Origin of the sequence: Kitasatospora sp. NPDC047058 (assembly GCF_040643935.1) — a bacterium.
In the GTDB taxonomy this organism is placed as follows: Bacteria; Actinomycetota; Actinomycetes; order Streptomycetales; family Streptomycetaceae; genus Kitasatospora.
Map to the genome: position 1 here is coordinate 1 of NZ_JBEYVJ010000002.1, position 24,464 is coordinate 24,464.

The window sequence follows — 24,464 nt, forward strand, 5'->3', positions numbered from 1 at the left end:
ATCAAGAGGTTGCAGGTTCGAATCCTGCTGAGCGCACCAGCGAGAAGCCCCCGGCCAGTGGCCGGGGGCTTCTCCGTCTTCCGGGGTGCCCTCGGCTCACCCCAGTTCGGTGCGGTTGATCCAGGGGACGTCCCGCTGGTCGAGGAACCAGTCGGAGGAGGTCAGCGGCCTGGTCCGGTTGAAGGTCGCGGGCACCGGGTCGTGCCGGATCCGGGCGGGGTCGGCGCCCAGACCGGCCAGCAGCCCGGCCAGCGCCGGGGCGAGGCCGGGCGGCCCGCTGAGGTGGACGTCCCAGCCGGACCAGTCGCCGTGCCGGAGCAGTGCGTCCCGGACGAGCCCGACGGCGGCGTCCCGGCCGCCGCCCGGCCGGGGGGCGGCCAGGAGCACCCGGAGCCGGCCGCAGTGGGCGAGCAGCCGTTCGACGGCGGCCAGGTCGTACTGCTCGGCGTCCGAGCGGGCGGCCAGCAGCAGGGTCACCTCGCGGGTGGCGAGTTCGGCGGCGAGCTGCTCCAGCAGGGCCTTGGTCTGGCCCCATCCGGTGCCGCCGGCCACCGCGAGCAGCGGCCGGTGAGAGCCGGGGTCGAGGACGGCGTCGCCGAGCGCGGGGCCGAGCCGCAGCGATTCGCCGGGCGCGACGTCGTCGACCAGGGCGGTGCTGAGCAGCCCGCCGGGCACCCGGCGGACGTGCACGTCCAGGGTCCGGTCCGGCCGCGGGGCGTTGGCGATCGAGTACGGGCGCCACACCTGCGGCAGCCGGGGGCTGCTGAGCGTGAGGTACTGGCCGGGGACGAACGGGTACGGGTGCGCCGGCGCGAGGGTGAGCACGGTGATGTCGGCGGCGGCGCGGCGCCGGCCGGCCACCTCGGCCTCCCACCAGGCGGGGGTGCCGTCCGGCACGGCGTCGGCGGCCTCGGTCATCACCTGCGCGATCACGGTGTAGGCCTCGGTCCAGGTCTTCTCGATCTCGGGCGTCCAGGAGTGGCCGGAGAAGTGCCGCAGGGCGGCGATCAGGCTCGCTCCGACGGCGGGGTAGTGCTCGGGCGCGGCCCGGAACTTGCGGTGGTCGCGCCCGAGCGCCCGGAGGTACCCGGTGAGCTGCGCGGGGTCGTCCAGCCGCAGCACGATCCGGGTGAGCGCGGCGAAGAGCCGGTCCCGCTGCTCGGCCATCTCGTCGGGGAAGAGCGCCCGCAGCCCGGGGTTGTGGGCGAACAGGTGGGCGTAGAAGTACGTGGCGAGGTGGTCGGCGCGGCGTTCGACGACGGCGAAGCTGTCGCGGAGCACCGCGGGGTCGAAGGCCACCGCGACTCGCTAGGCGGACTGCGCGGCGGTGAGCGACCGGCCCATGGTGTCGGCGACCACGCCGTAGACGGCGGTCCAGGAGGCCTCGGTCTCCGGGGTCCACGCGTCGCCCGCGAAGTGGGCCAGGGTGGCCAGCAGGCTCGCGCCGACGGCGGGGAAGTGGTCGGTGAGCGCGCCGTAGCCGGCGTGCCGTTCGCCGAGGCCGGTCAGGATGCCGGCCAGCGTCCCGCTGTCCTCCAGGTGGGTGACCAGCGCGCCGAGGGCGGCCCAGAGCCGGTCCTGCTGTTCGTCCAGGTGTTCGGCGAAGAGGCCGCGGACCTCGGGATTGTGCTCGAACAGGTGCCGGTAGAAGTATCCGGCGACGGCGGGGCCGTGAGGTTCGACGACCGCGAAACTGCTCTTGACGAGTACGGGGTCAATAGTCACGGGCCCCGACTCTACTGAGCGGCCGGCGAATTCGAACAGGGCGGCCCGATGAATGGTCAGGTACCGGACAGTGGGTCCCGTCCGGATTCATCGGCATTCACCATGACATGCGGCCTGATGGAGGAAATGAAGCCCTATCGGGTACTTCCGGGCCTGCCGGCCGGATGACCGCCGATCGGGTGGGACGCGGCCGTGCGTGCAGGTGTCGCAGTATGACCGGCCCAGGATCGTGATTCCGTTTTGTCGGATCTTGTGCCCAGATTGCCCGGCCGTCGGTCTGCGGCTCCGCCCACGGGCCACCCGGGCAGCCGACACCGAAGGAGAGCCGGATGAGCCGACAGATGTTCCGCGATGCCGCCCTGTCCGCTCCGGCCCGGCACCGGCGCAGCGCCCGGGACACCGGGGTGCGCCGCCTGCGCGCGGCGGCCGCCGGCGCATCGGCGGCCCTGGCGGCGGGACTGCTGATCGGCTGGAACCCGCCGCTCTCCCTCGCCCAGCAGTCCCCCGACACCTGGTCGGGCGACCACCGCGCGGTGCTGCCCTCCGGTCTCACCGTCCGGCTCGATTTCTCCGCCGCCCCGGGTTTCGCCGTCGTGGCCGCACCGGGCGAATTGCCGGACCGGGCCGGAGGGGGGCGGGCGGCCGCCCTCTATACCGACGGGGTACAGCCCGGGGATTCCGCCCAGACCTTCCTGGTCTCCGCGGAACGTCCGCAGACGGACGGTTCCTGGCGGACCGTCGGAACTCTCCAGGCCGACTTTTCCCGTCCGGTCCGGAATCCCCGGCTGCATCTCGGCGGGCTCGCCGGAACGGCCACCGCGAAAACCGGCAGCACCGCCACCGAAACCCGGCTGACCCTGACCGGCGGTTCGCCGAGCGCTCCCACCCTGGTCAACCGCACCGACTGGCCCGGCTGGACGGTCGACGACAACACCCTCGCCCCCGCCGCGGCGGACGGCGGCGCCGATCCCGTGGCCGGGTCCGCCGCCGAGGGCACCCTGGAGCTGGCCGGTACCTTCCGCACCGCCGTCTTCCGGGTGGAGCAGCGCTCCACCGCCCGGGCCGGCTCCACCACCCCGCCGGAACCGCTCACCCAGGCCTACACCGTCACCCTGGACGAGGGCGTCGGCACCGCCCCGCAGAACTACGGCAACGCCTCCCACCTGGTCTCCGACCTCTTCCTCGGCGCCGACGCCGGTAATCAGGCCCGCCGCCCCGGGCGGGCGTCCGGCGCCGGCCCGGCCGGCCGGAGCGCGGCCGCGGCCGCCGGGCCGCCGGTCCGGCTCGACCGCGGCGCCGCGTGGCCCGGCGTCCGGGCCAACCCCGCGCCGCCGCAGCTCCAGCCCGGGCGCGGCGAGTACCTCGGGGCCGACCCGTCCGTCAGCTACCCGGCGGAGGCCGCGATCGGCCGCGACTACCGGCTCACCGTCCCGGTCGCGGTGGGCGGGGCGCCGGCCACCCTGGCCGGCTGGATCGACTTCGACCGCAACGGGCGCTTCGACCCCACCGAGCGGGTGCAGAGCGAGGTCCGGGCCGGCTCCGACACCGCCACCCTGGAGTGGACCGTCCCCGGAAGCGCCGCCTCCGGGGAGACCTGGGCCCGGCTGCGGATCGGCCGGGACCCGGCCCAGCTGGTGCCGCCCGGCGGCTTCGCCGACTCCGGCCAGGTCTCCGACCAGCGGATCCGGCTGACCGTCGGCGCCGCCCGGCCCGAGATCGTGGCCCCGGTCGACGGCACCGTGCTTTCCGACGCCCGCCCGCAGGTGCGGGGCGAGGGGGCGCTGGCCGATGCGACGGTCGAGGTCCGCGAGGGGGACACGACGCTCTGCAGGGCCCGGGCCGAGCAGAACGGCGACTGGTCCTGCCGGCCGAACAGCGCGCTCGGCGCCGGCGCGCACAGCCTCACCCCGGTCGAGACGACGCCCGGCGGCATGGTGCTGCGCGGCGAGCCGGTCCGGATCACCGTGAAGAGCACGCCCCCCGCCGCCCCCGTGCTCACCCTCCCCGAGTACACCAACGACCCGGGCCTCCAGCTGACCGGCACCGGCGAACCGGGCAGCACCGTCTCGGTCGACGACCGGTTCGCCGGGCCCCGCGGCGGCGCCGCGGCGGAGCTGTGCAGCACCGCGGTGCGGCCCGACGGCGGCTGGTCCTGCCTGCCGGTGGAGAACCTGCCGGACGGGCGGCACCAGCTGACCCCGACGGCGGTCGACGCGGCGGGGAACCGGACGCCGGGGCAGGCCGTCGCGCTGGTCGTCGACACCGTCGCGCCGGACCGGCCGGTGCTGACCGTGCCGGCCGCCGGGGAGACCGTCCGGGTGGCCCGCCCGAAGCTGGCCGGACGGGCGGAGCCGGGGGCCAGGGTGATCGTCACCGCCCGGTCGGGCAGCGCGGCCTCCGCCGAGCGGATCATCGCCTGCGGGGCCACCGCGGCCTTCGACGGCAGCTGGACCTGCACGGCCAACCGGGACCTCGTGGACGGCGAGCAGTGGCTGGTCGTCACGGCGACCGACCAGGCGGGCAACGGGACGTCGGCGGACGCGGTCGCCGTCCGGGTCGCGGCAGCCGTGGCGCCGAGCCCGGCGGCGCCCACGACTCCGGCGGCGAGCCCGGCGGTGCCGGCGTCGCCCGTGGCTCCGACGGCGTCGGCCTCGGTGTCGCCCACGGCTTCCACGGAACCGGCAACGCCGGCGGCTCCGGCTGCTCCGGCCTCGGCGGTGGCATCGCCCACGGGAGCTGCTTCGTCGTCACCTGCCGCGCCGACACCGGCCTCGTCCTCCCCGGCCGCTCCGACACCGGCCGCGACGTCCCCCTCGCCGGCGCCGGACGTGCCTTCGCCGGCCCCGTCAGGGTCGTCCGCTTCCGTCCCCGCCCCCGAACCCGTGCTGGAACCCGTCCGGCCGGGCCTCTTCCCGATCACCGTCCCGGTGGCTGCCGATCCTGCCGAGCCTGCCGTCCACCCGTCGTCGGCACCATCGGCCCCGGCCGCATCCCCGGGCCGGGCCAGGACGAGCCCGGGCGTGACCGTCACCCCGTCCTCGTCGCCGTCCCCGTCCCGGTCCGTCTCCGCCTCCGCGGCCGCCGCGCCGTCGTCCCGGACCTCGCTCACCCCCCGGCCGTCCCCGTCCCCGCCCGCGTCCGCGGGACGGCCGTCCGGCGAGGCCGCCCGGGCGCTGGCCGCGCCGCCGGCCGATCCGGCCGCCGGGGCGACCGCCGGGGCGGAGGCCTCGCAGGCGGCGGCCGACCGGTCGCGGTCCGAGGGCTGGCGCGGCGGCCTCGCCGGTGTCCTGCTGCTGATCACCGGGGCCGGGCTGATCACCCGCCGGGTCTTCGCCCGGGGCCCCGGGGCAAGGCGGCGCTGAACCAACCCGACCATCCGCTCATGTGCCTGCGCATCAGGTTCGGGCTTCGGATGATTCGTCAGGAAATGTCGATACGCTCTATCGCAAATGTCGCATTTGATGACGTATGAACTTAGCCTGGCTCTGGCACTGCCCGTCAGATCCGGGCCGCCCGTTGCGCGACACACCGAACCCGAGGATCCGTGCATGGACGTCACCCGCGATTCGTCGCAGCGACCCGACAACCTGCCCGAGGCGGCGCCTCCGGCCCTGCCGGAACGCTCCCCCTCCGGCTCCAGCCCGCTGGTCCGGAAGTCCCGGCCGGCCGCGGCCCCACCCAGGGCCGCCAAACCGGCCGACGGCGGCCCGGCCATCACCCCGTCGGCGGTGCTCCCGGGCCCGGCGGCCGCACCCGTCGACCTGCGCGACCCGTTGGAGACGGCCGGGCCGGAGACCGTCGAGCTCCCGGAGGTCACCCCGGCCGGCGCGGTCGCCGCCTCCACCGCCCGCCGCCCCCCGCGCGCCGACCAGGCGGTGCGCGAGCACGCCGCCGCCGTGCTGCCCGGCTGGATCGCCCTGCTGGCGCTGCTGACCGGCCTGGCGGGCTTGCTGCTGGTGCTGCTGCACGCCGGTGTCGTCCCGTCCTGGGAGGGGTTGCCGGACCTGCGCGGACCCGCCGCGCGGGCGAGCGGCGTGGCCGAGGCGGACGCCCGGTCGATCGCCGCGGTCGCCGCCGCCGGCCTGTTGGCCGTCGTCTCGCTGGCCGGGCTGCTGGCCAACGCGGGCGGCGAGACCCGGGTGCTCACCCGCTGGGGCCGCTACCGCGGCACCGTCCGGCGCACCGGCCTGGTCTGGGTCAACCCGCTGCTGCGCCGCCGCCGGGTGGACGTCCGGCTGCGGCACTGGCGCAGCGAACCGGTCAAGGTGGTCGACCGGACGGGCACGCCCATCGTCGTGCGGCTGCTGATCGTCTGGCGGGTCAAGGACTCCGCCCGGGCGCTGCTGGCGATCGAGGACCACGAGAGCTACCTGCGCGAGCAGGTGCAGGCGGTGCTGACCCGCACCGCGTCCACGCTGCCGTGCGACAGCAACGCGGCGCCCGGTCCGGCGCTGCGCGACGGCGAGTGGTTCGCCGACGAGCTGACCCGGTCGCTGGCGGCCGAGGTCGCCCCGGCCGGCCTGGAGGTGTACTCGGTGCAGCCGCTGGCGCTGGACTACGCGCCCGAGGTCGCCGAGTCGATGCGCCGCCGCCGGCTGGCCGAGCTGGACGCGGGCCTGCGCACGGTGCTGGTGGACGACGCGGTGGAGGCGGCGGCGCTGGCCGTCCGCCGGCTGGAGCGCGCCACCGCGCACGAACTGGACGAGGCGGCGCGCAGCGCGCTGATGGAGCAGTTGCTGGTCGCCTTCGTCGCCCCGGCCGGAGTGGCCGCCTCGGTACCGCCCCCGGCCGCCCGGGCCGGGCGGAAGGAAGGACGACCGGTATGAAGATAGCCACCGGCACGGAAGCCGGCCTCGATCCCGGCCTCGATCCCGGCCTTGACCCCGACATCGAGGCCGAGCTCGACGGCTTCGATGCCGGCGCCGCGCTGATCGGCTTCGAGGAGAGCCTCGGCAGCATTCCCGCGGTCGCGGGCTGCCGCTGCCCGCACTGCGCGGCCCGGCCGCGGACCGCCCGCCCCGCCGCGGCGTCCGGTGGCGGCCGAATACACCGCGCCGTGCGGAACACCTGCCTGGCGACCACTGTGCTGGCCGGAGCCGGCGTGGTCGGCCTGACGGCCGGGGCCGGACCGGCGCACGCCGCGGCCGGCCGGCAGGGCTGGGACGGTTCCAAGTACTGGTTCCAGAACGCGAAGGGCGAGTGGCGGTACACCGGCCACTACGACGTCTACCTCGCCCGCACCGGCCAGTCCGCGCAGCCGGGCAAGTCCGGCCAGGCCGGTGGTTCCGGCGGGTCCGCCGGTGCCGGGCAGACCGCGTCCAACGGCCCGGCCGCGTCCGCCGGGATGCGGCAGGGCTGGGACGGCTCCAAGTACTGGTTCCAGAACGCGAAGGGCGAGTGGCGGTACACCGGCCACTACGACGTCTACCTCGCCCGCACCGGCGGTGGCCAGGCCGCCGCGAGCCGTCCCGTCCAGGCGAGCGCGCCGGACTCCGGCAGCGTCGAGGCGGCGGTCGACTACGCACTCGCCCAGCTCGGCAAGCCCTACGTCTGGGGCGGCAACGGCCCGTCCGGCTACGACTGCTCGGGGCTGGTCCAACAGGCGTACCGGCGCGCCGGGATCGACCTGCCGCGGGTGGCCGACGACCAGTACGCGGCCACCACACCGATCGGCGCGGGGCAGCTGCGCCGCGGTGACCTGCTGTTCTGGTCGGACAACGGCCGCGCCTCCGGCATCCACCACGTGGGGATCTACCTGGGTGACGGCACGTTCGTCGAGGCGCCCCGGCCGGGGAAGACGGTGCGGGTCTCGGCCGTCAGCAGCGGCTTCCGCCCGACCCACTTCGGCCGTCCGTAGCGGAGCCTGCGCGGGCCCCCGGCGGGAGCGATCCCACCGGGGGCCCGCGGCTTCCCGGACCGGACGGCGCCGGACGGCGCCCGGACGGCGGCGGCGGGGGAGCCGCCGGCGTAAGGATTTCGCCGTCCGGGGGTGGGGAGAGCGTGGTGGGGGAGGGTCCGGGGTGTCGGCCGAGGCCACGGATTCGTTAGAGTCCCTGCCATGGCTGACAACGACTACGACACCGCCGGCAGCACCCAGATGTTCCGGGCGTTCGTCGACGAGAGCCCGGCACCTCAGGCACCGGGCTCCGTCTCCACCTACGGCAGCAGCAGCAGCGGCAACCGGACCGGCATGATCGCGGTGATCGCCGTGGTCGCGCTGGCCGTGCTGGGCGCCGTCATCTGGCTGGCGGTCAAGTAACCCTCCCCGGACCGGAAACCGTCCCCGGGCGCACGATCCTCCCGGGGGCAGGTGACCTCCCGGGCCAAGCAACCCGCTCGACGGAGTGCCTGGCGGACCGACCACCCCGCTGACCGCCGGTTCAGCAGGGCTTCCGCCAGGCGTCCAGTTCGAGCTTCTTCTGCATCGAGCTGAAGCCGAGCGGCTTGGTCTTGTCGCAGAACTTCTCCGTGCCGAGTTTGTACTCGACGTGGAAGACCGCCTTGCCCGCCTGGATGAACGGCGAGAGCCGGGCGCACTCGTTGAACTGCGCGCACTCCTCGTTCACGGCGAAGTCGAAGTCGGGCAGCAGGGCGGGGATCTGGTCCAGGTCGTTCTTCAGGCCGATCGCCATGCCGCGCTCGTGCGCGAGCGAGGCCAGCATGCGGTTGTAGCGGAGCTGGTCGTCGGCGGTCAGCGGGAACCCGCTGTTCTGGTTGTAGGCCTCGATGGTGTCGGGCTCGACCGCGTCGAAGCCCTTCTGCCGGCACATGTCGAAGCGGGCGGCCATCAGCGGCTTGAGCTGGTCGAGCTTGCGGATGTCGAACCACTTCTCGCCCTTCCAGCCGTTGCCGGAGCCCTGGAGGGCCTGGGCGAAGGCGGCGGAGTCGGGGCGGAAGTCCTCCCAGGAACCGGCGTTGATGTAGCAGATCACCTTGCGGCCCTTGGCGTGCAGCGCGGCGACGGTCGCGGCGTCGGTCTCGAAGCCGTCGACGTCGTAGACCGGGACGTCCACCGACTGGTCCACCCCGCCGCCGAGTTGCCACTGCCAGGCGAGGCCGGGGGTGGGCTGCCAGCGGGTGCCGGACGGCTGCTTCGGCGCGCCCGGGGTGCCGGGAGTACCCGGAGTACCCGGAGTACCCGGAGTGCCGGGGGTGCCCGGGGTGACGGGCGTGCCCGGAGCCGCGGGCGTGGTGCCGGGATCGGTCGGCGTACCGGGGGTGCCCGGGTCGGACGTCGTGGGCGCGGACGGGGTGCCCGGCACGGGGGCGGCGGTGGCCGCGGGCGGCTGCGCGCCGGTGGCGTCGGCCGAGGGGTCGTCCTCGTCGTCCGCGCCCGAGCTGCTGCACGAGGTCGCCAGCAGGGCGGTGGACAGGGCGAGGCCCAGGGCGAGAGCGGCCGGCAGCGGCCGGGTGCGGCGGGTCACGGTACGGCGGGTCACGGTACTCGAACTCCGGGTCGGGTCAGGTCGGTTCGGCGACGGCCAGGTCGTACGGAAGGGTGGTCCAGGGGTTCTCCCCGGCACCCGGGACGGCGCAGCCGACCCCGGCGCGGCGGGCGGTGATCAGGGCGGCGGCGTCCCGGGCCTCGTCGGCGGGCACGTCGTACACCAGGTGGCAGAACCGGGCGGCGGCGTGCCGGCCGGTCCAGAGGGGCAGGGTCATCCCGCGGTAGGCCGTCCAGTCGCCCTCGAAGGTGACCAGCAGGTCGGCCAGGCCGACCTCGGCGTACCCCGGGTCGGGGTGGTCGCCGTGGCCGAACACCACGGTGGTGCAGCCGGCGGCGCGGGCCGCGGTGGCGAGCCGCCGGTAGTGCGCCAGGGCGCCCGGCTGGGTGGCGACCTGGTCGAGGTAGACGCCGGTGATGCCGTGGCGCTGACGGTAGGTCAGGATGTCGTTGACCACGGCGGCGTGCGGCCGCCGGCCGTACGCGGTGTCGGCGTAGCCGAGCAGCGGGAGGCCGGCCTTGCGCAGTTCTTCGGCGGCATCGGCGAAGACGTGGTCGGGGGTGTCGCCGGGGCCGTCGGCCAGGTTGAGCACGACGGCGGCGATCCGGTCCGGGTCGGCGGCGGCGACCGCCCGCCAGGCCGCCGGGTCCACCGCGGGGTGGACGTACAGCGGCACCAGCAGGCGGCCGTCGGGGTGGCTCGCGCCGGTCATCCGGTGACCAGCGGTTCGGTGCTGAGCCAGAGGTCGCGCAGGGTGTCGGCGAGACCGGTCTCCGGGTGCCAGCCGAGCTCCCGGGCCGCGGCCGAGACGTCGGCCTGCTGCCAGGAGACGGCGGCCGAGCGCTCGGAGCCGGCCCCGCTCTCGTCGATCCGGCCGGTGAAGCCGGCCGCCGCGACCAGGCCGTCGGCGATCGCCCGGACGGGCCGGGCCCGTCCGGAGGCGAGGTTGAGCACCCGCGGCAGCGGGCGCTCGGCGGCGACGGCCAGGCCGACCGCGCGGGCGATGTCGCGGGCGTCCACGAAGTCGCGGTGGGCCGAGAGGTCCCCGACCTCCACCACGCCGTCGGCGCCCTCCGGCAGGGCCCGGCGCAGCTCGGCGGCGAGCCGGCCGGGCAGCGAGCCGGCCGGCGCGCCCGGGCCGACCGGGTTGAACACCCGCAGCACCACGGCGTCCAGCGGCGAGCCGGCCACCGCGAGGGAGCCGGCCAGCTTGGTGGCGCCGTAGACGCCGACCGGGCGGGCGTCGGCGTCCTCGGCGAGCGAGGAGCCCGCCTCGCAGACGCCGTACTCGCCGGCCGAGCCGATGTGCACCAGCCGGGCCTTCGGGGTGCCCTGGCCGAGCGCCTCGCAGAGCACGGCCGGGCCGCGGGCGTTGACCTCGGCGAGCTTGACCGCGCTGCCGGAGACCGCGCCGGCGAAGTTGACCACCGCGTCGGGCGCGAGCGCCGCGAGCTCCTCGCCGAGCGGGCCGGCCTGGGCGGTGGCCAGGTCCAGCGCAAGGTCGTGGTCGGGCCGGCGTCCGGCGGTCAGCACGGTCGCGCCGGGCAGGTCCCGCAGGACGGTGGCGGCGTGGCGGCCGAGGAAGCCGTCCGCGCCGAGCAGCAGGATCCTCACGCGGCCCGTCCGTCGTTGTCGGGGCCGCCGGCCGCGGCCACGGCGGCCGGGGCGTGCTGCCCCTCCGCGTCGGCCTCGGTGCGGGCGGCCGGGATCGGCAGGTCCTGCCCGTCCGGGACGGCGTACAGGCCGCCCTCGGACCCGCCGGGCATCAGCTGCGAGCGGATCAGCGCGAACTCGGCGTTGGCCCGGTCGTAGTCGTCCGGGCGGCCGATGTCCAGCCAGTAGCCGCCGAACTCGTAGGCGGACGGCGGGGTCCGGGCGGCCAGCAGGTCCAGCACCAGCTCGTCGAAGCCGAGCGGCAGGCCGGGGGTGTACGTGGCGAGCGCCGAGCGCGAGACGCCGTAGACGCCCATCGAGACCCGGTAGTCGATGCTCGGCTTCTCCTGGAAGCCGGTGATGGAGCCGGACTCGGTGGTCAGCACACCGAAGTCGATCTTCACCTGGCGGGCGTAGGTCGCGATGGTGAGCGGCGCCCCGGAGGCCTCGTGGTGCTTGAGCACCCCGGCGAAGTCCAGGTCGGTGAGGATGTCGCCGTTCATCACCAGGAAGTGCTCGGGCAGGCGGTCCTGCATGGTGAGCAGCGGGCCCATGGTGCCGAGCGGGGTGTCCTCGACGGCGTAGCCGACGCGCAGCCCCCACTGGGAGCCGTTGCCGACGTAGGCGCGGATGATGTGGCCGAGGTGGCCGATGGCGAGGGTGACGGTCTTGAAGCCCGCGGCGGCGAGCTGGCGCATCACGATCTCCAGGATCGCGTGCTGGTCGCCGATCGGGACGAGCGGCTTGGGGAGCGCGGTGGTGTAGGGACGAAGGCGTACGCCCTTACCACCGGCCAGGATCACTGCGTGCATGGTGTTTCCCCCACGGAAGATGGTGCTACAGGAGCCTTTGGTACTCGGTGGAGCAGTGGTGCCCGGAAGGCACGGCGGGATCAGACGTTGTAGATGTCCGTCTTGTAGCGCGCCAGGTTGGCCGGGTCGCGGAAGAACTCGATGGTCTGCTCCAGGCCCTCCTCCAGGGAGAACTGCGGGGCCCAGCCGGTGGCGGTGCGCAGCCGGGTCGCGTCGGCGACCAGGCGCATGACCTCGGAGTTGGTGGGACGGATGCGCTGCTCGTCCTCCTTCACCACGACGTCCACGCCCATCAGCTTGCCGACCAGGGTGACCAGGTCGCCGACCGAGATCTCGCCGCCGGTGCCGGCGTTGAAGGTCTTGCCGACCACGGTCTCGGCCGGGGCGGTGCCGACCGTGCGGAAGGCGTTGGCGGTGTCCTTGACGAAGGTGAAGTCGCGGGTGGGGCGCAGGTCGCCGAGGGTGATCTCGGTCTCGCCGGCCGCCAGCTGGGCGATCACGGTCGGGATGACGGCGCGCATCGACTGGCGCGGGCCGAAGGTGTTGAACGGGCGCAGCGTGACGACCGGGGTCTCGAAGCTGGCGTGGTAGCTGTCGGCCAGCCGGTCCCCGCCGGCCTTGGAGGCCGCGTAGGGGGACTGGGTGTTGATCGGGTGGTCCTCGGTGATCGGCACGGTCTGCGCGGTGCCGTAGGTCTCGCTGGTGGAGGTGTGCACCAGGCGGGGGATCTCCAGGTGGCGCACGGCCTCCAGCACGTTGAGGGTGCCGGTGACGTTGGTGTCGACGTACGAGTGCGGGGCCCGGTAGGAGTACGGGATCGCGATCAGGGCGGCCAGGTGGTAGACCGCCTCGGTGCCCTTGACCAGGCCGTTGACCGAGCCCGGGTCCCGGACGTCGCCGAGGACGATCTCGACCGAGTCCAGCACCTCCTTGGGGAGGGTCTCCAGCCAGCCGAAGGACGAGAAGGAGTTGTACTGGACCATGGCGCGGACCTGGTGGCCGTCGGCGACCAGGGTCTCGACGAGGTGGGAGCCGATGAAGCCCTCGGCTCCGGTGACGGCGACGCTGCTCATGGTGACTCGCTTTCTGTAGGGGACGGCCGGGTGTGGACGGTGAGTGGTGGCCCGGCCCGGTACGGGTGGTGCGACAGCGCCGAGCGGCTCAGCGGTGCTTGGTGGTGCGGCCGAGCACGGGCCCGGCCACGGCGGTGAGGACGGCGGCCGCGGCCCCGCAGCCGATCAGCTGCAGGACGGTCGGGTCCGCACCGGCCAGCAGCCCGGCGCACTCGGCGCCCGCGGCTGCCAGACAGATGAGGGCGGTGCTCCAGCTGAGCCCGAAGGCGTTCAGCAGCAGCGCCAGCCAGAGCGAGCCGCCCAGCAGCAGCAGCGCACCGAGCTCGGGGACGCCGAGCGCCGGGGCGCCGGGCCAGAGCACGGTGGCGGCGGCGTCCAGCGCGGCCACGGTGGTGAGGTAGATGAACAGGCAGCCGAGCAGCACGCCGCCGGTGCGGCGGGCGAACGCGCCCGGGGTGTGGCTGGTCCGCAGCCCGGCCACGGCCATCGCCCGGTAGCGGAAGAGCAGCCACTCGGCGAGGCCGAGACTGAGCGTCAGCGCGATCATGGCCGGCCCCGTCGGGCTGGCGGACACGCCTTCCGCGGCCCCGGTGCGGACCGCCTGGTGGACGGTGGTGCCGAGGCCGGCGATCAGGGTGAGGGTGCCGACCGCCAGTCCGAACAGCAGGTGCGGCAGCTCGTGCCCGAGCGGCAGCTTCAGCACGGTGGAGTCCTGTTCGCTGCGCAGGCAGCGGACGATCTCCCGGACGGCCAGCCCCACCGCCAGCCCGAGCGAGGCCAGCAGGACGATGGTCCGGACCGCTTGCGGCACGTCCACGGCGAGCACCACGCCCGCACCGACCGCGGACGGCGCCAGCGCGAGCAGCAGGAACTTCTCCCGGCCGAGCACCAGCAGCACGGTGGCCGCCCCCAGGTAGCCGGACTGCCCGGCGGCGAAGCAGAGCGCGCCGAGCGGGCCGCCGATCACGTACCCGGCGGTGGCCGCGACCAGCGCCCCGACGGGTGCGCCGACGGCCAGGCAGCGCCCGGCCGCGCGGCGCCGGCCGCGGCCCAGCCAGGCGTACGAGCGGTGCGCCAGCGCCTGGTTCCACGACCAGCTGACCAGCGTGGCCACGGAGAGCGCGAGCATCCCCGAAGGGAGGCCGAAGCGCATCCGCGTGGCCGCGAACAGGTTGGCGCCCAGCAGGTAGCCGAGGCCGGGCAGGGCGAAGACCAGGCCGCGCACCACGCAGCGCCAGGGGTCGGCCCGCCAGGGGTTGGCGAACTCGGCACTCGGGCCGGGGTAGCGGCGGTCGACCTTCTCGAACAGCTCCTCGGCGACGGTGAACGCGTCGGGGCGGCCGTACAGCAGTGCGGCCTGCTCGTCGGAGAGGCCGTCGGATTCCAGGAAGGCCGCGATCTCGTACGGGTGGACCGCGTCGGCGCAGACGTCGGCGAGCCGCTCGGCGAGCTCGTCCAGCGGGTCGGGGGAGAGGTCGAGCTGCTCCTCCGCGGGCACCGGCGCCTGCGTGGGCAGCACCGGCCGGCGCCGCTTGCGCGGGAGGGTGCGGAGCTGCACGGTCTGGTCGGCCCACTCGGGGCCGGCCTCGTCCGGGACGAGACGCAGAGGCCCGCTCACGCCGTCACCTCGTCACGCTCGCCCACGGCCAGCGGTTCGTCCCAGCCGGTCGGGGCGCCGCCCTGGACGGCGACCACGCCGTTCGGCAGCCAGCGGGAGGTGCCCAGCAGCTCGGTGTAGATGCCGCGGAAGCCGTCGATGTTCTGGCGGAGCGTGAACTGCTCGATCACCCGCAGCCGGGCCTGCTCGCCCAGCCGGGCGCGGCGCTCCGGGTCGCGCAGCAGCTCGATGGCGGCGGCGGCCATCGGTTCGGGTTCGCGGGGCGGGACGACCAGGCCGGTGTCACCGACGGCCTCGCGCACGCCGCCCACGTCGGTCGAGACGGTGGAGCGGCCGCAGGACATCGCCTCGATCAGGGTGAACGGGAAGCCCTCGCTGATGCTGGAGAGCATGACCACGTTCCCGGCCGCGTACGCGTCGGTGATGTCGGCGACGCGGCCCTCGAAGGCCACCGAGTCGGCGACGCCGAGCTCGGCGGCCAGGGCTATGCAGCCGTCCCGGTAGGCCTCGCCGCCCTTGGGCGTGCCGCCGAACAGCCGCAGCCTGGCCTCGGGTATCTCGCGCTGCACGATCGCGAAGGCGCGGATCAGCGTCTCCAGGTCCTTGATCGGGTCGACCCGGCCGGCCCAGCTGAGCGTCGGGGTCTCCGGCTCCGGCCCGGCGGGCGGGAAGGCCGCCGGGTCCACGCCGTTGTAGACGGTCCGGATGTGTGCGGACGGGGTGCCGCCGCGCTCCTCCCAGCGCCGGTTGTACCGGTTGCCGGGGGTGACGAGGGCGGCCCGCCGGTAGCTCTCCTCGGCGAGCATCCGGTAGAAGCCCAGCAGCAGCGCCTTGACCGGCCAGCGGTACGGGCCGGTGCGGTAGCCGAGGTAGCGCTCGCGCAGGTAGATGCCGTGCTCGGTGAGCAGGAACGGCACGCCGTACTGCTGCGAGGCGATCAGCCCGGGGAGGGTGGCCAGGCCGCCGCTCGCGGCGTGCGCGACCCCGTCCTTGGGCGGCTCGGCCGCCAGCGGGCGCAGCGCGTGCTCCAGCAGGTCGGTGGCGTTGAGCGCGTCGTGCAGGGTGGGCCGGGAGGCGGCGGTGGAGAGGTAGTCGCGGGTCCAGACGTGCTGGAGGGTGCGCAGGGCGCGTTCACTGCGCAGCGCCGGGCTGAGCAGCCCGCGCCGGGCGAGGTCGGCGAAGCCGTACAGCTCGGTGCCGAAGTGGGTGGTGTAGACCGGGTCCAGGATGGAGTGCAGGAAGCGCTCGTACGCGTTGAGGAACCGGCGCATCTCCTTGCCGCGCGGGGCTCTGCCCTCGGTGGCCGGCCCCCAGAGCGGCGCGGTGGTGACCGAGCGCACGTTGGCGGGCAGCTCCCAGGCCAGCGGTTCGTGGCCCGTACCGGTGACGGCGATGATGTCGAAGTCGACGTCGGGCATGCCCTGGACGAGCTGGTCGCACCAGACGCTCACACCGCCGTGCTGGTGCGGGTACGTCCCCTCGGTGAGCAGGGTGACGCGCATCGCTTCCCCCCTCCTGTCCTTGCGTCAAGCGTCCCGGCCTGGATGGCCGGGCCGGGTGCCCGGTGGCGGGGCCGGGGGACGGCCCGTCCCCGCCACCGGGGTCACCTGTCTAGCGGGTGCCGGTCGGTCCGGCGGTCTTCTTGGCCGGGTCGGCCTTCCCCCCGGAAGCCTTGCCGGCCTGGGCGCCGCCCTTGGCGTTGCCCGGGGTGTTGCCCTTCCCGGTGGTGGCGCCCTTGCCGGCCACCGGAGCCCCGCTGCCGGGGACGAGCACCGGCGCGTCGGTGCGCGCGGTGTCGCCCGGACCGGCCGGGACGGCGTCGGCGGTGCCCTGCGGGACGACCTTCTTGTCGGCCGGCGCCGGGGCGGTCACCGAGTTGGCGGCGACGTTCGGCGCCACCGTCGCGATCGCCGGGGTGGCGGCCGCGGACAGCTTCAGCGTGACGCTGCTCTGCAGCTGCGCCGGCTTCACCCAGCCCGACAGCGTACCGGCGTAAGCGGTACCGAAGGCGGTGGAACCGATGGACAGCTTCTGAGTGGTACCGGTCGGCATGGTGGCCTGGATCTGAACACCGGCCGGGGCGGACACCGTCACGGTGTCGCCGACCCGGTAGGCGGTGACCTGACCGGAGGCCAGGGCCGCGTTCCAGGCCGCGCGGCGCTGGAACTCGGCGCCGATCTCCTTCTGCGGCAGGTTCACGATCGGGGCGTTGTCGGCGTGCAGCCCCCGGTAGGTGGAGAGGACCTTCTCCAGCACCGGGTAGACGATCCGGTCCTCGGACAGGTTCGACTGGTGGATGAAGTGCGGCCGCGGGTCGTTGCTCAGCACGTGGCCGAGGTCGATCCGGGCCTCCAGCGGCACGATGTACGACTGGTAGCCGGTGTTGACGTCCAGCGGCGCCGGCAGGCAGGTGGAGTTGGCGTTGTTCTCGCAGACGCCGCTTCCGCCGTTGGCCACGCCGGTGTAGATCCAGTTGTACTCGTCGGCCTCCTCCTTCGCCGTGCCGGCGTTGTAGAAGACGTTCATCGGGTACCGCGGGACGGTCAGCGTGGACGAGCCGACGGACCGCTGCCCGGTCTCCCGGGAGGCGTCGCTGGCCAGCCACTTGACCCCGTTGGTCACCAGCGAGGGCGCCAGGTACGGGTTGTCGCTGGTCTCCTGCGGCGCGGTCAGCAGGCCGGAGTGCTCGCCGGTGACCAGCTCGGTCTTGTCGATGGCCAGCCCGTGCGCCGCGGCCCAGTCGATGTTGTTCTTGATCTGGGACGTGATGGTGGCCTGGTCGACCCAGACGGTGTTGCCGGCGCCGTCCTTGGTGCACTTCCACGGCACCACCGAGACGTCCTGCAGGCAGCCCAGGTACGGGTGCGTGTAGGTGTGGTTGACCCACCGGTAGCTGTTCTGGTCGGCGACCATCTGGTCCACCACCGGGTCGGCGGTGACCGAGTGGTCGGCCTTCCAGTCCTCGCTGCCGCCGCCGTTGAACACCATGTCCATGGTGAAGTTGTTGGCGGCCTGCCACTGCTTGGCGTACTGCGCGTCGGCGGTGGTCATCCGGATCGGGTTGGCCGTCTCGGGGGTGCCGGGCGGGCAGGTGACGTCGCCGGGGGTGCACTTCAGCGTGGTGTCCCAGCGGTCGTCGGCCAGGAAGACGTCGTCGACGTGCGCCGCGAAGTAGTTCCGGTCGTAACCGAGGTGGACGCCCTGGGTGACCCAGTCGACGATGCCGCGCGCCAGCAGCCGGTACTGCTGCTGGTACTGGTTGTAGACGAAGGTGACGACCAGTTCCTTGCGGCCGTCGTGGCTGTACTCGCCGACCAGCGAGCCCTTCGCGGTGGAGCCCGGTATCGGGGCCTCCACCAGCGGCGTGAACGAGGCGCCGGCCGGCAGTGAGGCCAGCGGGGTGGCCAGGTAGCCGTAGCTCTCGTCCACGGCCGGGTCGTTGTCCTCGAACGGGACGGAGCCCTTGAGGTAGCCGAACGGGCCGGCCAGGCCGGCACCGGTGACCTGGCCCTGGACGCCGTCCAGCTTGCCCATGTACCCGGGGTTGGCGGCCCAGTTCAGACCGACGTCCGGCTGGGCGTAGGTGTACGCGTCGACCTGGCGGACGCCGAACGCGGCCTCGTAGGTGGCGAGGGCCGTCATCTCGGCGGAGCCCGCGGTGAACGGGTTGTTGTTGGGCATCACGATGCCCTGGAACTTGCCCCGCGGCTGCCCGTTGACGGTGTCGCTGAGGAAGGCGGCGTCGATGACCGGGCGGTTGGCGTCGTTGAGGTCGACGATCTTGTACGGGGTGCCCTGGCTCTTCAGCTCGGCGGCGACGGCCGCCGTCGCGGGGCCGCCGTCGCTGATCACCAGGACCGTCAGGTCGATCCTGGGAGCCGTGGCGGCACCGTGTGCGAGGGACGACTGCAGGCCGCCGGCCAGCAGGACTGCTGCCGCGCAGGCGGCAACTCTTCGGGTCGCTCGACCCATGTGTGTTCCTCCCCTGGGCAGGGCGCTCCGCTGCTCGGCGCTTTCCTGCCCTGTCGCTGTTCGCGGGCAGCAGGCTGCCCGGCGCCCATCCTGGTGGAGACTCCGCACCGACTGGGACCAAATGGGCGGGAGTGCAGCGAATCTGTTACCAACGTTCATGGTGATGCCATGAAGGCGCTGATTCTGGCGGGAAGTGGACCCGATACGCAAATAATGAATTGAAAATTAAAATCGGACCCCCGAGCGTTACCGCTGGTCACCGACCGTACAGCCGGAGCGGGCGTCACGCGCCCTACACTGGCGGCGTTGCGCATGACACCCTTGCATGTCCGTCTGTTCTGTCGGGCAGGTTCATGCAATATCGCGCAGGGTTGTGCCATGTCACCGTCCGAATATCCAATGGAGGCCACCGCGTGACCGAGCAGCAGACCGAGACCGCCGCTATCCAGGCCCTCCGGAAAGCCGCGCAGGCGCCGGCGGAGGCCACCGGGAAGGGCGGGGGGGCCGTGGGGGAGGCCGACGGGCGCGCGGCCCGGAGTCTCGGCCTGCGCGGTGCCGTCAACGCCCGCGACCTCGGCGGCTACCGGACCGCCGACGGCCGGGTGCTGCGGCACGGCGTCGTGCTGCGCAGCGACGGCCTCAACCGGCTCACCGACGAGGACCTCGGGCTGCTCGGCGCGCTCGGGCTGCGCCAGGTCGTCGACCTGCGCAGCCTCGACGAGGTCCGCGAGGCCGGCCCGGACCGGGTCCCCGGCCTGCCGGTCGCCGCGATCGCGGCCGCCGAGCTGTCGGCCTCGCCGATCACCGTGGAGCGCGCCACCCCGGACGGCATGACCCTGCACCACCTGCCGGTCTTCGCCGCGGACTTCGACATCTACGTCGCGCTGCGCGACGCCCTGGCCGACCGCAGCCCGGAGAAGCAGCGCGCCCTGCTCGGCGACGGCCGGGCCGCCGCGATGATGACCGGCCTCTACCGGTGGTTCGTCACCGACCCGGTCGCCCGCGAGCGCTTCGCCACGGTGCTGCGCCTGCTGGCCGCGCCGGACGGCCCGCCGCTGCTGTTCCACTGCTCGGCCGGCAAGGACCGCACCGGCTGGACGGCCGCGATCCTGCTGACCGCCCTCGGGGTGGACCGCGAGACCGTCTTCGCCGACTACCTGCTCACCAACGAGCGCTCCGCCGCGATCGTCGAGAACGTGGTCGACAGCTTCGGCACCCGCGGGCTGATGCAGGAGCCCGAGCTGCTGCTCCCGGTCTTCCGGGCGGAGCGCGGCTACCTGGAGGCGGCCTTCGAGGAGGTCACGGCCGGCTGGGTGACGTTCGAGAAGTTCTGGCAGGACGGGCTCGGGCTGGACGACGAGGTGCTGGCCGGCCTGCGCGGCAACCTGCTGGAGGCCCGGTAACGGCCCTTCCGCCGCCTGCCGGGCCCTCGTCGGCCCCCGGGACCGGCGCTAGCTGATCAGGCCCTCGCGCAGCTGCGTGAGGGTCTTGGTCAGCAGCCGGGAGACGTGCATCTGGGAGATGCCGATCTCCTCGCCGATCTGGGACTGGGTGAGGTTGCCGAAGAACCGCAGCATGATGATCCGGCGCTCCCGCGGCGGCAGCTTGGCCAGCAGCGGCTTCAGCGACTCGCGGTACTCGACGCCCTCCAGCGCGAGGTCCTCGTAGCCGAGCCGCTCGGCCAGCGGGCCGTCGCCGTCCTCCTCGCCGGGGCTGGAGTCCAGCGAGCTGGCGGTGTACGCGTTGCCCACCGCCAGGCCCTCGACCACGTCCTCCTCGCTGACGCCCAGGCAGGCGGCCAGCTCGGGCACGGTCGGCGAGCGGTCCAGCCGCTGGGCCAGCTCGTCGCCGGCCTTGGTGAGCGCCAGCCGCAGCTCCTGCAGCCGCCGCGGCACCCGGACCGACCAGCTGGTGTCCCGGAAGAAGCGCTTGATCTCGCCGACCACGGTCGGCATCGCGAAGGTCGGGAACTCCACCCCGCGCTCCGGGTCGAACCGGTCGATCGCCTTGATCAGGCCGATCGTGCCGACCTGGACGATGTCCTCCATCGGCTCGTTGCGGCTGCGGAACCGGCCCGAGGCGTACCGGACCAGCGGCAGGTTGAGCTCGATCAGGGTGTCGCGGACGTAGGTGTGCTCCGCGCTGCCGGGCTCCAGGACGGCCAGGCGCAGGAAGAGTGAGCGGGAGAGCGTCCGGGTGTCCAGGCCGGCGCCGGGCGGGGCCTCCGGGGCGGCCGGCGTGGCGGCCCCGCCCCGCTGGAGCGGGATCCGGTCGACGGCGACCGTCGTGCCGCGGGCCTGACCACCGTGGATCTCCGCCGTGCCCAGCTCTCCGGACATGCACCCACCCCCTTGTGACTGACGGTTCGACGGGCGCCGCCCCGGCGACGTTCCCGTGCGGCGCCTTCCCCCTCCATACCGGCTCACGATCCCCGGCAAACCCGGATGTCGCAAGATGTCACGCGGCAGTAACGCGCAGCGATACCGGCGGGGGTGCCGGCGCCGGTCAGTCCTCCCAGGAGTTCCCGGTCCGGAGCCTGGTCAGGATGCGCGAGAGCAGCCGGGAGACGTGCATCTGGGACATCCCCAGCTCGGTGCTGATCTGGGACTGCGTCAGGTTGGCGAAGAACCGCAGCATGACGATCCGCCGCTCCCGCTCCGGCAGCTGCACCAGCAGGTGACGGACCATGTCCCGGTGCTCGACCTCGGCCAGCGCCGAGTCCTCGTAGCCGAGCCGGTCCAGCAGGGCGAGCCCGCCCTCGTGCTCCTGCGCCGCCTCCAGCGAGGCCGCGTTGTACGCCCGCCCGGCGTCCAGGCAGGCCCGGACGTCCTCCTCCGGGATGCGCAGGCTGGCGGCGATCTCGGGCACCTTGGGGGCCCGGCCGTGGGTCACCGTCAGCTCCTCCATCGCGCCGCTGACCTGCACCCAGAGCTCCTGGAGACGGCGCGGGACGTGCATGGTGCGGACGTTGTCCCGGAAGTACCGCTTGATCTCGCCGAGGATGGTGGGCAGCGCGTAGGTCGGGAACTGGACGCCGCGGCTCGGGTCGAACCGGTCGATCGCGTTGATCAGGCCGATCGTGCCGACCTGGACCACGTCCTCCATCGGCTCGCTGCGGCTGCGGAAGCGGGTGGCGGCGTAGCGCACCAGCGGGATGTTGACCTCGATCAGGGCGGCCCGGACCCGCTCCCGCTCGGGGGCGTCCGGGGGCAGCTCGGCGAGCCGCTCGAACAGCACCCGGGTCAGGGTCCGGACGTCCACCGCGGGGCGGCCGCCGGGGCCGCGCAGGCCGTCCGGGCGCAGTTCGCCGGCCGGGCTGATGATGGCGGCCAGCACCTCCTCGGGGGGTGTGCCGGACTGCGTCGGCGGGGCCGGGGCGGCCCCGGGCGGCGGTGCGCCGTCCGCCGGGCCGCTCTCCGCGGCGGACGGCCCGGTGTCGGTGCCCGGCGCGCTCCCTGGTGTCCGCACGGACACGTCACCCCTCCCAAAGTCGACAACGGTGGGACTTGCGGGTCGGGTGCCGCGTCTCGGTTCACCACCTCGCCATGTCCGGCAAAACCGGTCATAGCATCACAAGGTGGGCGCTGGTCGGGCAAGCACCGCGCGGAGGTGTGTTGGTGCTGTGTTGGCGCGCGGCCGGCCCTTCCGGCCGGGCGTCCGGGAGCCGTGCCGGGACAGCGAACGGCGCCCCGCCCGGGTCTCGGGCGGGGCGCCGCGGTCCGTCCGGGGGATGCCCCGGGATCAGACCTCGATGTCGGCGATCACCCAGGTGGCGAACTCGCGCCACTGGCCGGCCGCGGCCTGGTGGGCCGGGTGGGTGAGGTAGGACTGCAGCGCCTCGCGGTCGTCGACCAGGCTGTTGATGGCGTAGTCGTACGCGATGTCGCGCTCGGTGGTGTTCCAGCCGCACTCCCACTCGCGCAGCTCGGGGATCTCGGGGCCGAGCGCCTCGAAGGCCTTGGCGCCGGCGAGCGCGCGCTCGTCGTCCTTGGTGACGCCTTCGTTGAGCTTGAACAGGACCAGGTGCCGGATCACGATGCCGCTCCTCGCGGACGGGGGGTTGAGGGTCGGCCCCACCGTAGCCGGTGCCGGCCGGGCTACTTCACCAGCCCGGTCATGAAGGTGCCGATCGCCTTGGCGGCGGTCGAGATGCCCTCGAAGCCCAGCTGGACGAGTTCGGCGGCCCGGGCCGGCGAGGTGATGATCGTGTAGAGCACGAAGACGAGCAGGAGGACCATGCCGATCTTCTTCGCCTGCGCCATCCGGTGACCTTCCTCCCTGCTGTGGGCCGCCGCCATCCGGTCCCCGAGCGGCCCTCTGCATTGGGCAGCTTATCCACCGGACGGGCTATCAAGTGTGCGACGCGTTCGCCCGGCGGGACGAAGGTCCCCGCGAGTGGGGCCTTTCTCCGGGTGCCCGGACGCGCGCGGTCGCGCAGGATGGATGACGTACCGGGGGTCTGGCAGGAACCCCGGTACGTGGATCCGGAGCTCCCCGCTGTGGGACCGGTGCCGCGGCTTCCCCCCGACGCGGCCCCGGTTGTGGGACTCCGCCCGGGGGAGCGGTTGGTCCCCCGAGCCGCTCCCCCCGTCAGGGCTCCGTACCCGAAGGGCGTTGGTGGTCATCGGCCCCGGCGCGGAGCCCCCTTTCCGCGGATGAGGGTGCGCGGAAACGACGAGGGCCCCGACTGGAGACAGTCGGGGCCCTCGTGTTGCTGGCGGTAGCGGTGGGATTCGAACCCACGGTGGAGTTGCCCCCACACACGCTTTCGAGGCGTGCTCCTTTGGCCGCTCGGACACGCTACCGAGGGGAACTCTACCGGACGGGTGGCGCGGTCACGAAATCCGTACCGGGACGGGCTGCCGCGCGGGGTCAGCGGTGGGTGTCGAAGAAGGCGCGGAGCTGCTCGCCGCACTCGTCGGCGAGGACGCCCCAGATCACCTCGGGGCGGTGGTTGAGCCGCCGGTCGCGCATCACGTCGAAGAGGGAGCCGGCGGCGCCGGCCTTCTCGTCGAGGGCGCCGTAGACCACCCGGTCGATCCGGGAGAGCACGATGGCGCCCGCGCACATCGTGCAGGGCTCCAGGGTGACGACCAGGGTGCACCCGCTGAGCCGCCACTCCCCGAGCTTCGCCGCCGCCTCGCGGATCGCGACCACCTCGGCGTGGGCGGTCGGGTCGCCGACCGCCTCGCGCTCGTTGTGGCCGCGTCCGAGCACCTCGCCGTCCGGGTCCAGGACGAGCGCCCCGACCGGGACGTCCCCGGTGGCCGGCGCCAGTGCGGCCTCGGCGATGGCGAGGCGCATCGGCGCCGCCCAGCGGTCGCGGACCGGGTCGGGGCGGACGGGGGCGGGGAGCGGGGCCACCGGGGGAACCCGGGTGGCCGCCTGCGGGAGTGCCTGGCGGGCGGACGCGGACTGCATGGCATCCAGTGTCCGGCATCCGGTGGCGGGCACCGGTGGGCCCGTGAGACTCGGGGCCGCTACCGGACGGCCTCCAGGACCTCGCCGCAGCCGAGGGCCTCGGCGATCTCCTCCAGGGCGTCGCCCGGCACCGCGCCCTCGCCGCTCAGGGCGAGCAGCTCCTCCGAGGGCAGCCCGAACTCGCCGAGCAGGTGGGAGTCGCCGAGCGGGCCGACCGGGACGCCGCCGCGGGTGCCGGTGTCGTCGTCGTCCTCCTGCTCCGTGGCCTCCTCCTCGTCCTCCAGTTCGGCGACCAGGTTGTCGAGGTCGCCGAACTCGCTCTCGCCGGCCTGGTCGACCAGCTCGTCGGTGAGCACGGAGCCGTACGAGCTGCGGGCGGCGGCGGCGCCGTCCGACACGAAGATCCGCGGATCCTCCTCGCCGTCCACCCGGACGATGGCGAACCAGGCGTCCTCCTGTTCGATGAAGACCAGGACGCTGTCGTCGTCCTGGGCCGCCTCGCGGGCCAGGTCGGCCAGGTCGGCCAGGGTTTCGACGTTGTCGAGCTCCGTCTCGCTCACATCCCACCCGTCCTCGGTGCGAGCAAGCACTGCAGCGAAGTACGCCACCAGGGACACTCCCAAGATCTCGGTCTCGGCTGTCGGCGCGCTCGGGCAACGCGGAATCTGGCCGCCCCCGCGCCAGAGGCGGTCCGCTGTTCGGACCGTCCCATCGGAATCGTGACAGAAAGCCCGCCTTTGCGGGG

Annotated in this window: 20 protein-coding genes, 1 tRNA gene and 1 pseudogene; 5 read left to right on the forward strand and 17 right to left on the reverse strand. The window is 74.0% G+C overall.

The window, feature by feature from the left end; all coding sequences use genetic code 11:
- Positions 1-96 precede the first annotated feature (96 nt).
- Positions 97-1,299 (reverse strand): globin domain-containing protein, encoded by a 1,203-nt coding sequence (locus ABZ885_RS00290; protein ID WP_360181243.1) that lies wholly within the window; start codon positions 1,297-1,299, stop codon positions 97-99.
- Positions 1,300-1,308: 9 nt separating this feature from the next.
- A complete protein-coding gene (locus ABZ885_RS00295; RefSeq protein WP_360181246.1) occupies positions 1,309-1,725 on the reverse strand; it encodes a globin domain-containing protein in 417 nt (138 codons plus the stop codon).
- 329 nt (positions 1,726-2,054) lie between these two features.
- Between ABZ885_RS00295 and ABZ885_RS00300 the strand changes: the two genes are divergently transcribed.
- The 4 genes from ABZ885_RS00300 (at position 2,055) to ABZ885_RS00315 (ending at position 7,984) form a co-directional block, all read left to right on the forward strand.
- Positions 2,055-5,087 carry an Ig-like domain-containing protein gene (locus ABZ885_RS00300; RefSeq protein WP_360181249.1) on the forward strand — a complete coding sequence of 1,011 codons (3,033 nt, stop codon included), beginning with the start codon at positions 2,055-2,057 and terminating at the stop codon, positions 5,085-5,087.
- Between the two features lie 186 nt (positions 5,088-5,273).
- Positions 5,274-6,551 (forward strand): SPFH domain-containing protein, encoded by a 1,278-nt coding sequence (locus ABZ885_RS00305; protein WP_360181252.1) that lies wholly within the window; start codon positions 5,274-5,276, stop codon positions 6,549-6,551.
- Entirely contained in the window at positions 6,548-7,582 is a 1,035-nt protein-coding gene (locus ABZ885_RS00310) for a C40 family peptidase (protein WP_360181255.1), read from the forward strand. Before ABZ885_RS00305 ends, ABZ885_RS00310 begins: the two co-directional genes overlap by 4 nt.
- A 201-nt stretch (positions 7,583-7,783) precedes the next feature.
- Positions 7,784-7,984 carry a hypothetical protein gene (locus ABZ885_RS00315; RefSeq protein WP_360181258.1) on the forward strand — a complete coding sequence of 67 codons (201 nt, stop codon included), beginning with the start codon at positions 7,784-7,786 and terminating at the stop codon, positions 7,982-7,984.
- 121 nt (positions 7,985-8,105) lie between these two features.
- Here ABZ885_RS00315 and ABZ885_RS00320 read toward each other — a convergent pair whose 3' ends face one another.
- From ABZ885_RS00320 to ABZ885_RS00355, 8 genes and pseudogenes are all read right to left on the reverse strand, one after another.
- Positions 8,106-8,987 (reverse strand): endo alpha-1,4 polygalactosaminidase, encoded by an 882-nt coding sequence (locus ABZ885_RS00320; protein WP_360181426.1) that lies wholly within the window; start codon positions 8,985-8,987, stop codon positions 8,106-8,108.
- Positions 8,988-9,186: 199 nt separating this feature from the next.
- Positions 9,187-9,882, reverse strand: a complete 696-nt coding sequence (locus tag ABZ885_RS00325) for a spherulation-specific family 4 protein (RefSeq protein ID WP_360181261.1) — start codon at positions 9,880-9,882, stop codon at positions 9,187-9,189.
- Positions 9,879-10,784 carry an NAD(P)-dependent oxidoreductase gene (locus ABZ885_RS00330; protein WP_360181264.1) on the reverse strand — a complete coding sequence of 302 codons (906 nt, stop codon included), beginning with the start codon at positions 10,782-10,784 and terminating at the stop codon, positions 9,879-9,881. Before ABZ885_RS00330 ends, ABZ885_RS00325 begins: the two co-directional genes overlap by 4 nt.
- A 173-nt stretch (positions 10,785-10,957) precedes the next feature.
- Positions 10,958-11,635, reverse strand: a pseudogene (locus tag ABZ885_RS00335) (sugar phosphate nucleotidyltransferase); the annotation flags it as partial.
- Positions 11,636-11,715: 80 nt separating this feature from the next.
- Positions 11,716-12,708, reverse strand: coding sequence for an SDR family NAD(P)-dependent oxidoreductase (locus tag ABZ885_RS00340; protein ID WP_360181267.1), 993 nt, complete (start codon positions 12,706-12,708; stop codon positions 11,716-11,718).
- Between the two features lie 88 nt (positions 12,709-12,796).
- Positions 12,797-14,326 carry a hypothetical protein gene (locus ABZ885_RS00345; protein ID WP_360181270.1) on the reverse strand — a complete coding sequence of 510 codons (1,530 nt, stop codon included), beginning with the start codon at positions 14,324-14,326 and terminating at the stop codon, positions 12,797-12,799.
- Positions 14,323-15,828 (reverse strand): GT4 family glycosyltransferase PelF, encoded by a 1,506-nt coding sequence (gene pelF / locus ABZ885_RS00350; protein ID WP_360181273.1) that lies wholly within the window; start codon positions 15,826-15,828, stop codon positions 14,323-14,325. Before pelF ends, ABZ885_RS00345 begins: the two co-directional genes overlap by 4 nt.
- Positions 15,829-15,937: 109 nt before the next feature.
- Positions 15,938-18,298 carry a hypothetical protein gene (locus ABZ885_RS00355; protein WP_360181276.1) on the reverse strand — a complete coding sequence of 787 codons (2,361 nt, stop codon included), beginning with the start codon at positions 18,296-18,298 and terminating at the stop codon, positions 15,938-15,940.
- A gap of 413 nt (positions 18,299-18,711) precedes the next feature.
- Between ABZ885_RS00355 and ABZ885_RS00360 the strand changes: the two genes are divergently transcribed.
- Positions 18,712-19,701, forward strand: coding sequence for a tyrosine-protein phosphatase (locus ABZ885_RS00360; RefSeq protein WP_360181279.1), 990 nt, complete (start codon positions 18,712-18,714; stop codon positions 19,699-19,701).
- Positions 19,702-19,749: 48 nt separating this feature from the next.
- Here the strand turns inward: ABZ885_RS00360 and ABZ885_RS00365 are convergent, their stop codons facing one another.
- The 7 genes from ABZ885_RS00365 to ABZ885_RS00395 form a co-directional block, all read right to left on the reverse strand.
- Positions 19,750-20,637, reverse strand: coding sequence for an RNA polymerase sigma factor SigF (locus tag ABZ885_RS00365; RefSeq protein ID WP_360181282.1), 888 nt, complete (start codon positions 20,635-20,637; stop codon positions 19,750-19,752).
- Between the two features lie 166 nt (positions 20,638-20,803).
- Positions 20,804-21,772, reverse strand: coding sequence for an RNA polymerase sigma factor SigF (locus ABZ885_RS00370; RefSeq protein ID WP_360181285.1), 969 nt, complete (start codon positions 21,770-21,772; stop codon positions 20,804-20,806).
- Positions 21,773-22,039: 267 nt separating this feature from the next.
- A complete protein-coding gene (locus tag ABZ885_RS00375; protein WP_360181288.1) occupies positions 22,040-22,333 on the reverse strand; it encodes a Dabb family protein in 294 nt (97 codons plus the stop codon).
- A 62-nt stretch (positions 22,334-22,395) separates the two neighbouring features.
- Entirely contained in the window at positions 22,396-22,560 is a 165-nt protein-coding gene (locus tag ABZ885_RS00380) for a hypothetical protein (protein ID WP_360181291.1), read from the reverse strand.
- A gap of 453 nt (positions 22,561-23,013) precedes the next feature.
- Positions 23,014-23,103, reverse strand: a tRNA-Ser gene (locus ABZ885_RS00385).
- A 67-nt stretch (positions 23,104-23,170) separates the two neighbouring features.
- Positions 23,171-23,602, reverse strand: a complete 432-nt coding sequence (tadA, locus tag ABZ885_RS00390) for a tRNA adenosine(34) deaminase TadA (RefSeq protein ID WP_360181429.1) — start codon at positions 23,600-23,602, stop codon at positions 23,171-23,173.
- Between the two features lie 176 nt (positions 23,603-23,778).
- On the reverse strand, positions 23,779-24,327 hold the full coding sequence (locus tag ABZ885_RS00395) for a tRNA adenosine deaminase-associated protein (RefSeq protein WP_360181294.1): 549 nt from the start codon (positions 24,325-24,327) through the stop codon (positions 23,779-23,781).
- Positions 24,328-24,464 lie beyond the last annotated feature (137 nt).

What these genes read in the sequence shown, in the direction of transcription:
- ABZ885_RS00310 (WP_360181255.1), top strand. Translation starts at nt 6,548, where the DNA reads ATGAAGATAGCCACCGGCACGGAAGCCGGCCTCGATCCCGGCCTCGAT.
- ABZ885_RS00380 (WP_360181291.1), bottom strand. Translation starts at nt 22,560, where the DNA reads ATGGCGCAGGCGAAGAAGATCGGCATGGTCCTCCTGCTCGTCTTCGTG.
- ABZ885_RS00340 (WP_360181267.1), bottom strand. Translation starts at nt 12,708, where the DNA reads ATGAGCAGCGTCGCCGTCACCGGAGCCGAGGGCTTCATCGGCTCCCAC.
- ABZ885_RS00325 (WP_360181261.1), bottom strand. Translation starts at nt 9,882, where the DNA reads ATGACCGGCGCGAGCCACCCCGACGGCCGCCTGCTGGTGCCGCTGTAC.
- tadA (WP_360181429.1), bottom strand. Translation starts at nt 23,602, where the DNA reads ATGCGCCTCGCCATCGCCGAGGCCGCACTGGCGCCGGCCACCGGGGAC.
- ABZ885_RS00300 (WP_360181249.1), top strand. Translation starts at nt 2,055, where the DNA reads ATGAGCCGACAGATGTTCCGCGATGCCGCCCTGTCCGCTCCGGCCCGG.
- ABZ885_RS00305 (WP_360181252.1), top strand. Translation starts at nt 5,274, where the DNA reads ATGGACGTCACCCGCGATTCGTCGCAGCGACCCGACAACCTGCCCGAG.
- ABZ885_RS00315 (WP_360181258.1), top strand. Translation starts at nt 7,784, where the DNA reads ATGGCTGACAACGACTACGACACCGCCGGCAGCACCCAGATGTTCCGG.
- pelF (WP_360181273.1), bottom strand. Translation starts at nt 15,828, where the DNA reads ATGCGCGTCACCCTGCTCACCGAGGGGACGTACCCGCACCAGCACGGC.
- ABZ885_RS00365 (WP_360181282.1), bottom strand. Translation starts at nt 20,637, where the DNA reads ATGTCCGGAGAGCTGGGCACGGCGGAGATCCACGGTGGTCAGGCCCGC.
- ABZ885_RS00355 (WP_360181276.1), bottom strand. Translation starts at nt 18,298, where the DNA reads ATGGGTCGAGCGACCCGAAGAGTTGCCGCCTGCGCGGCAGCAGTCCTG.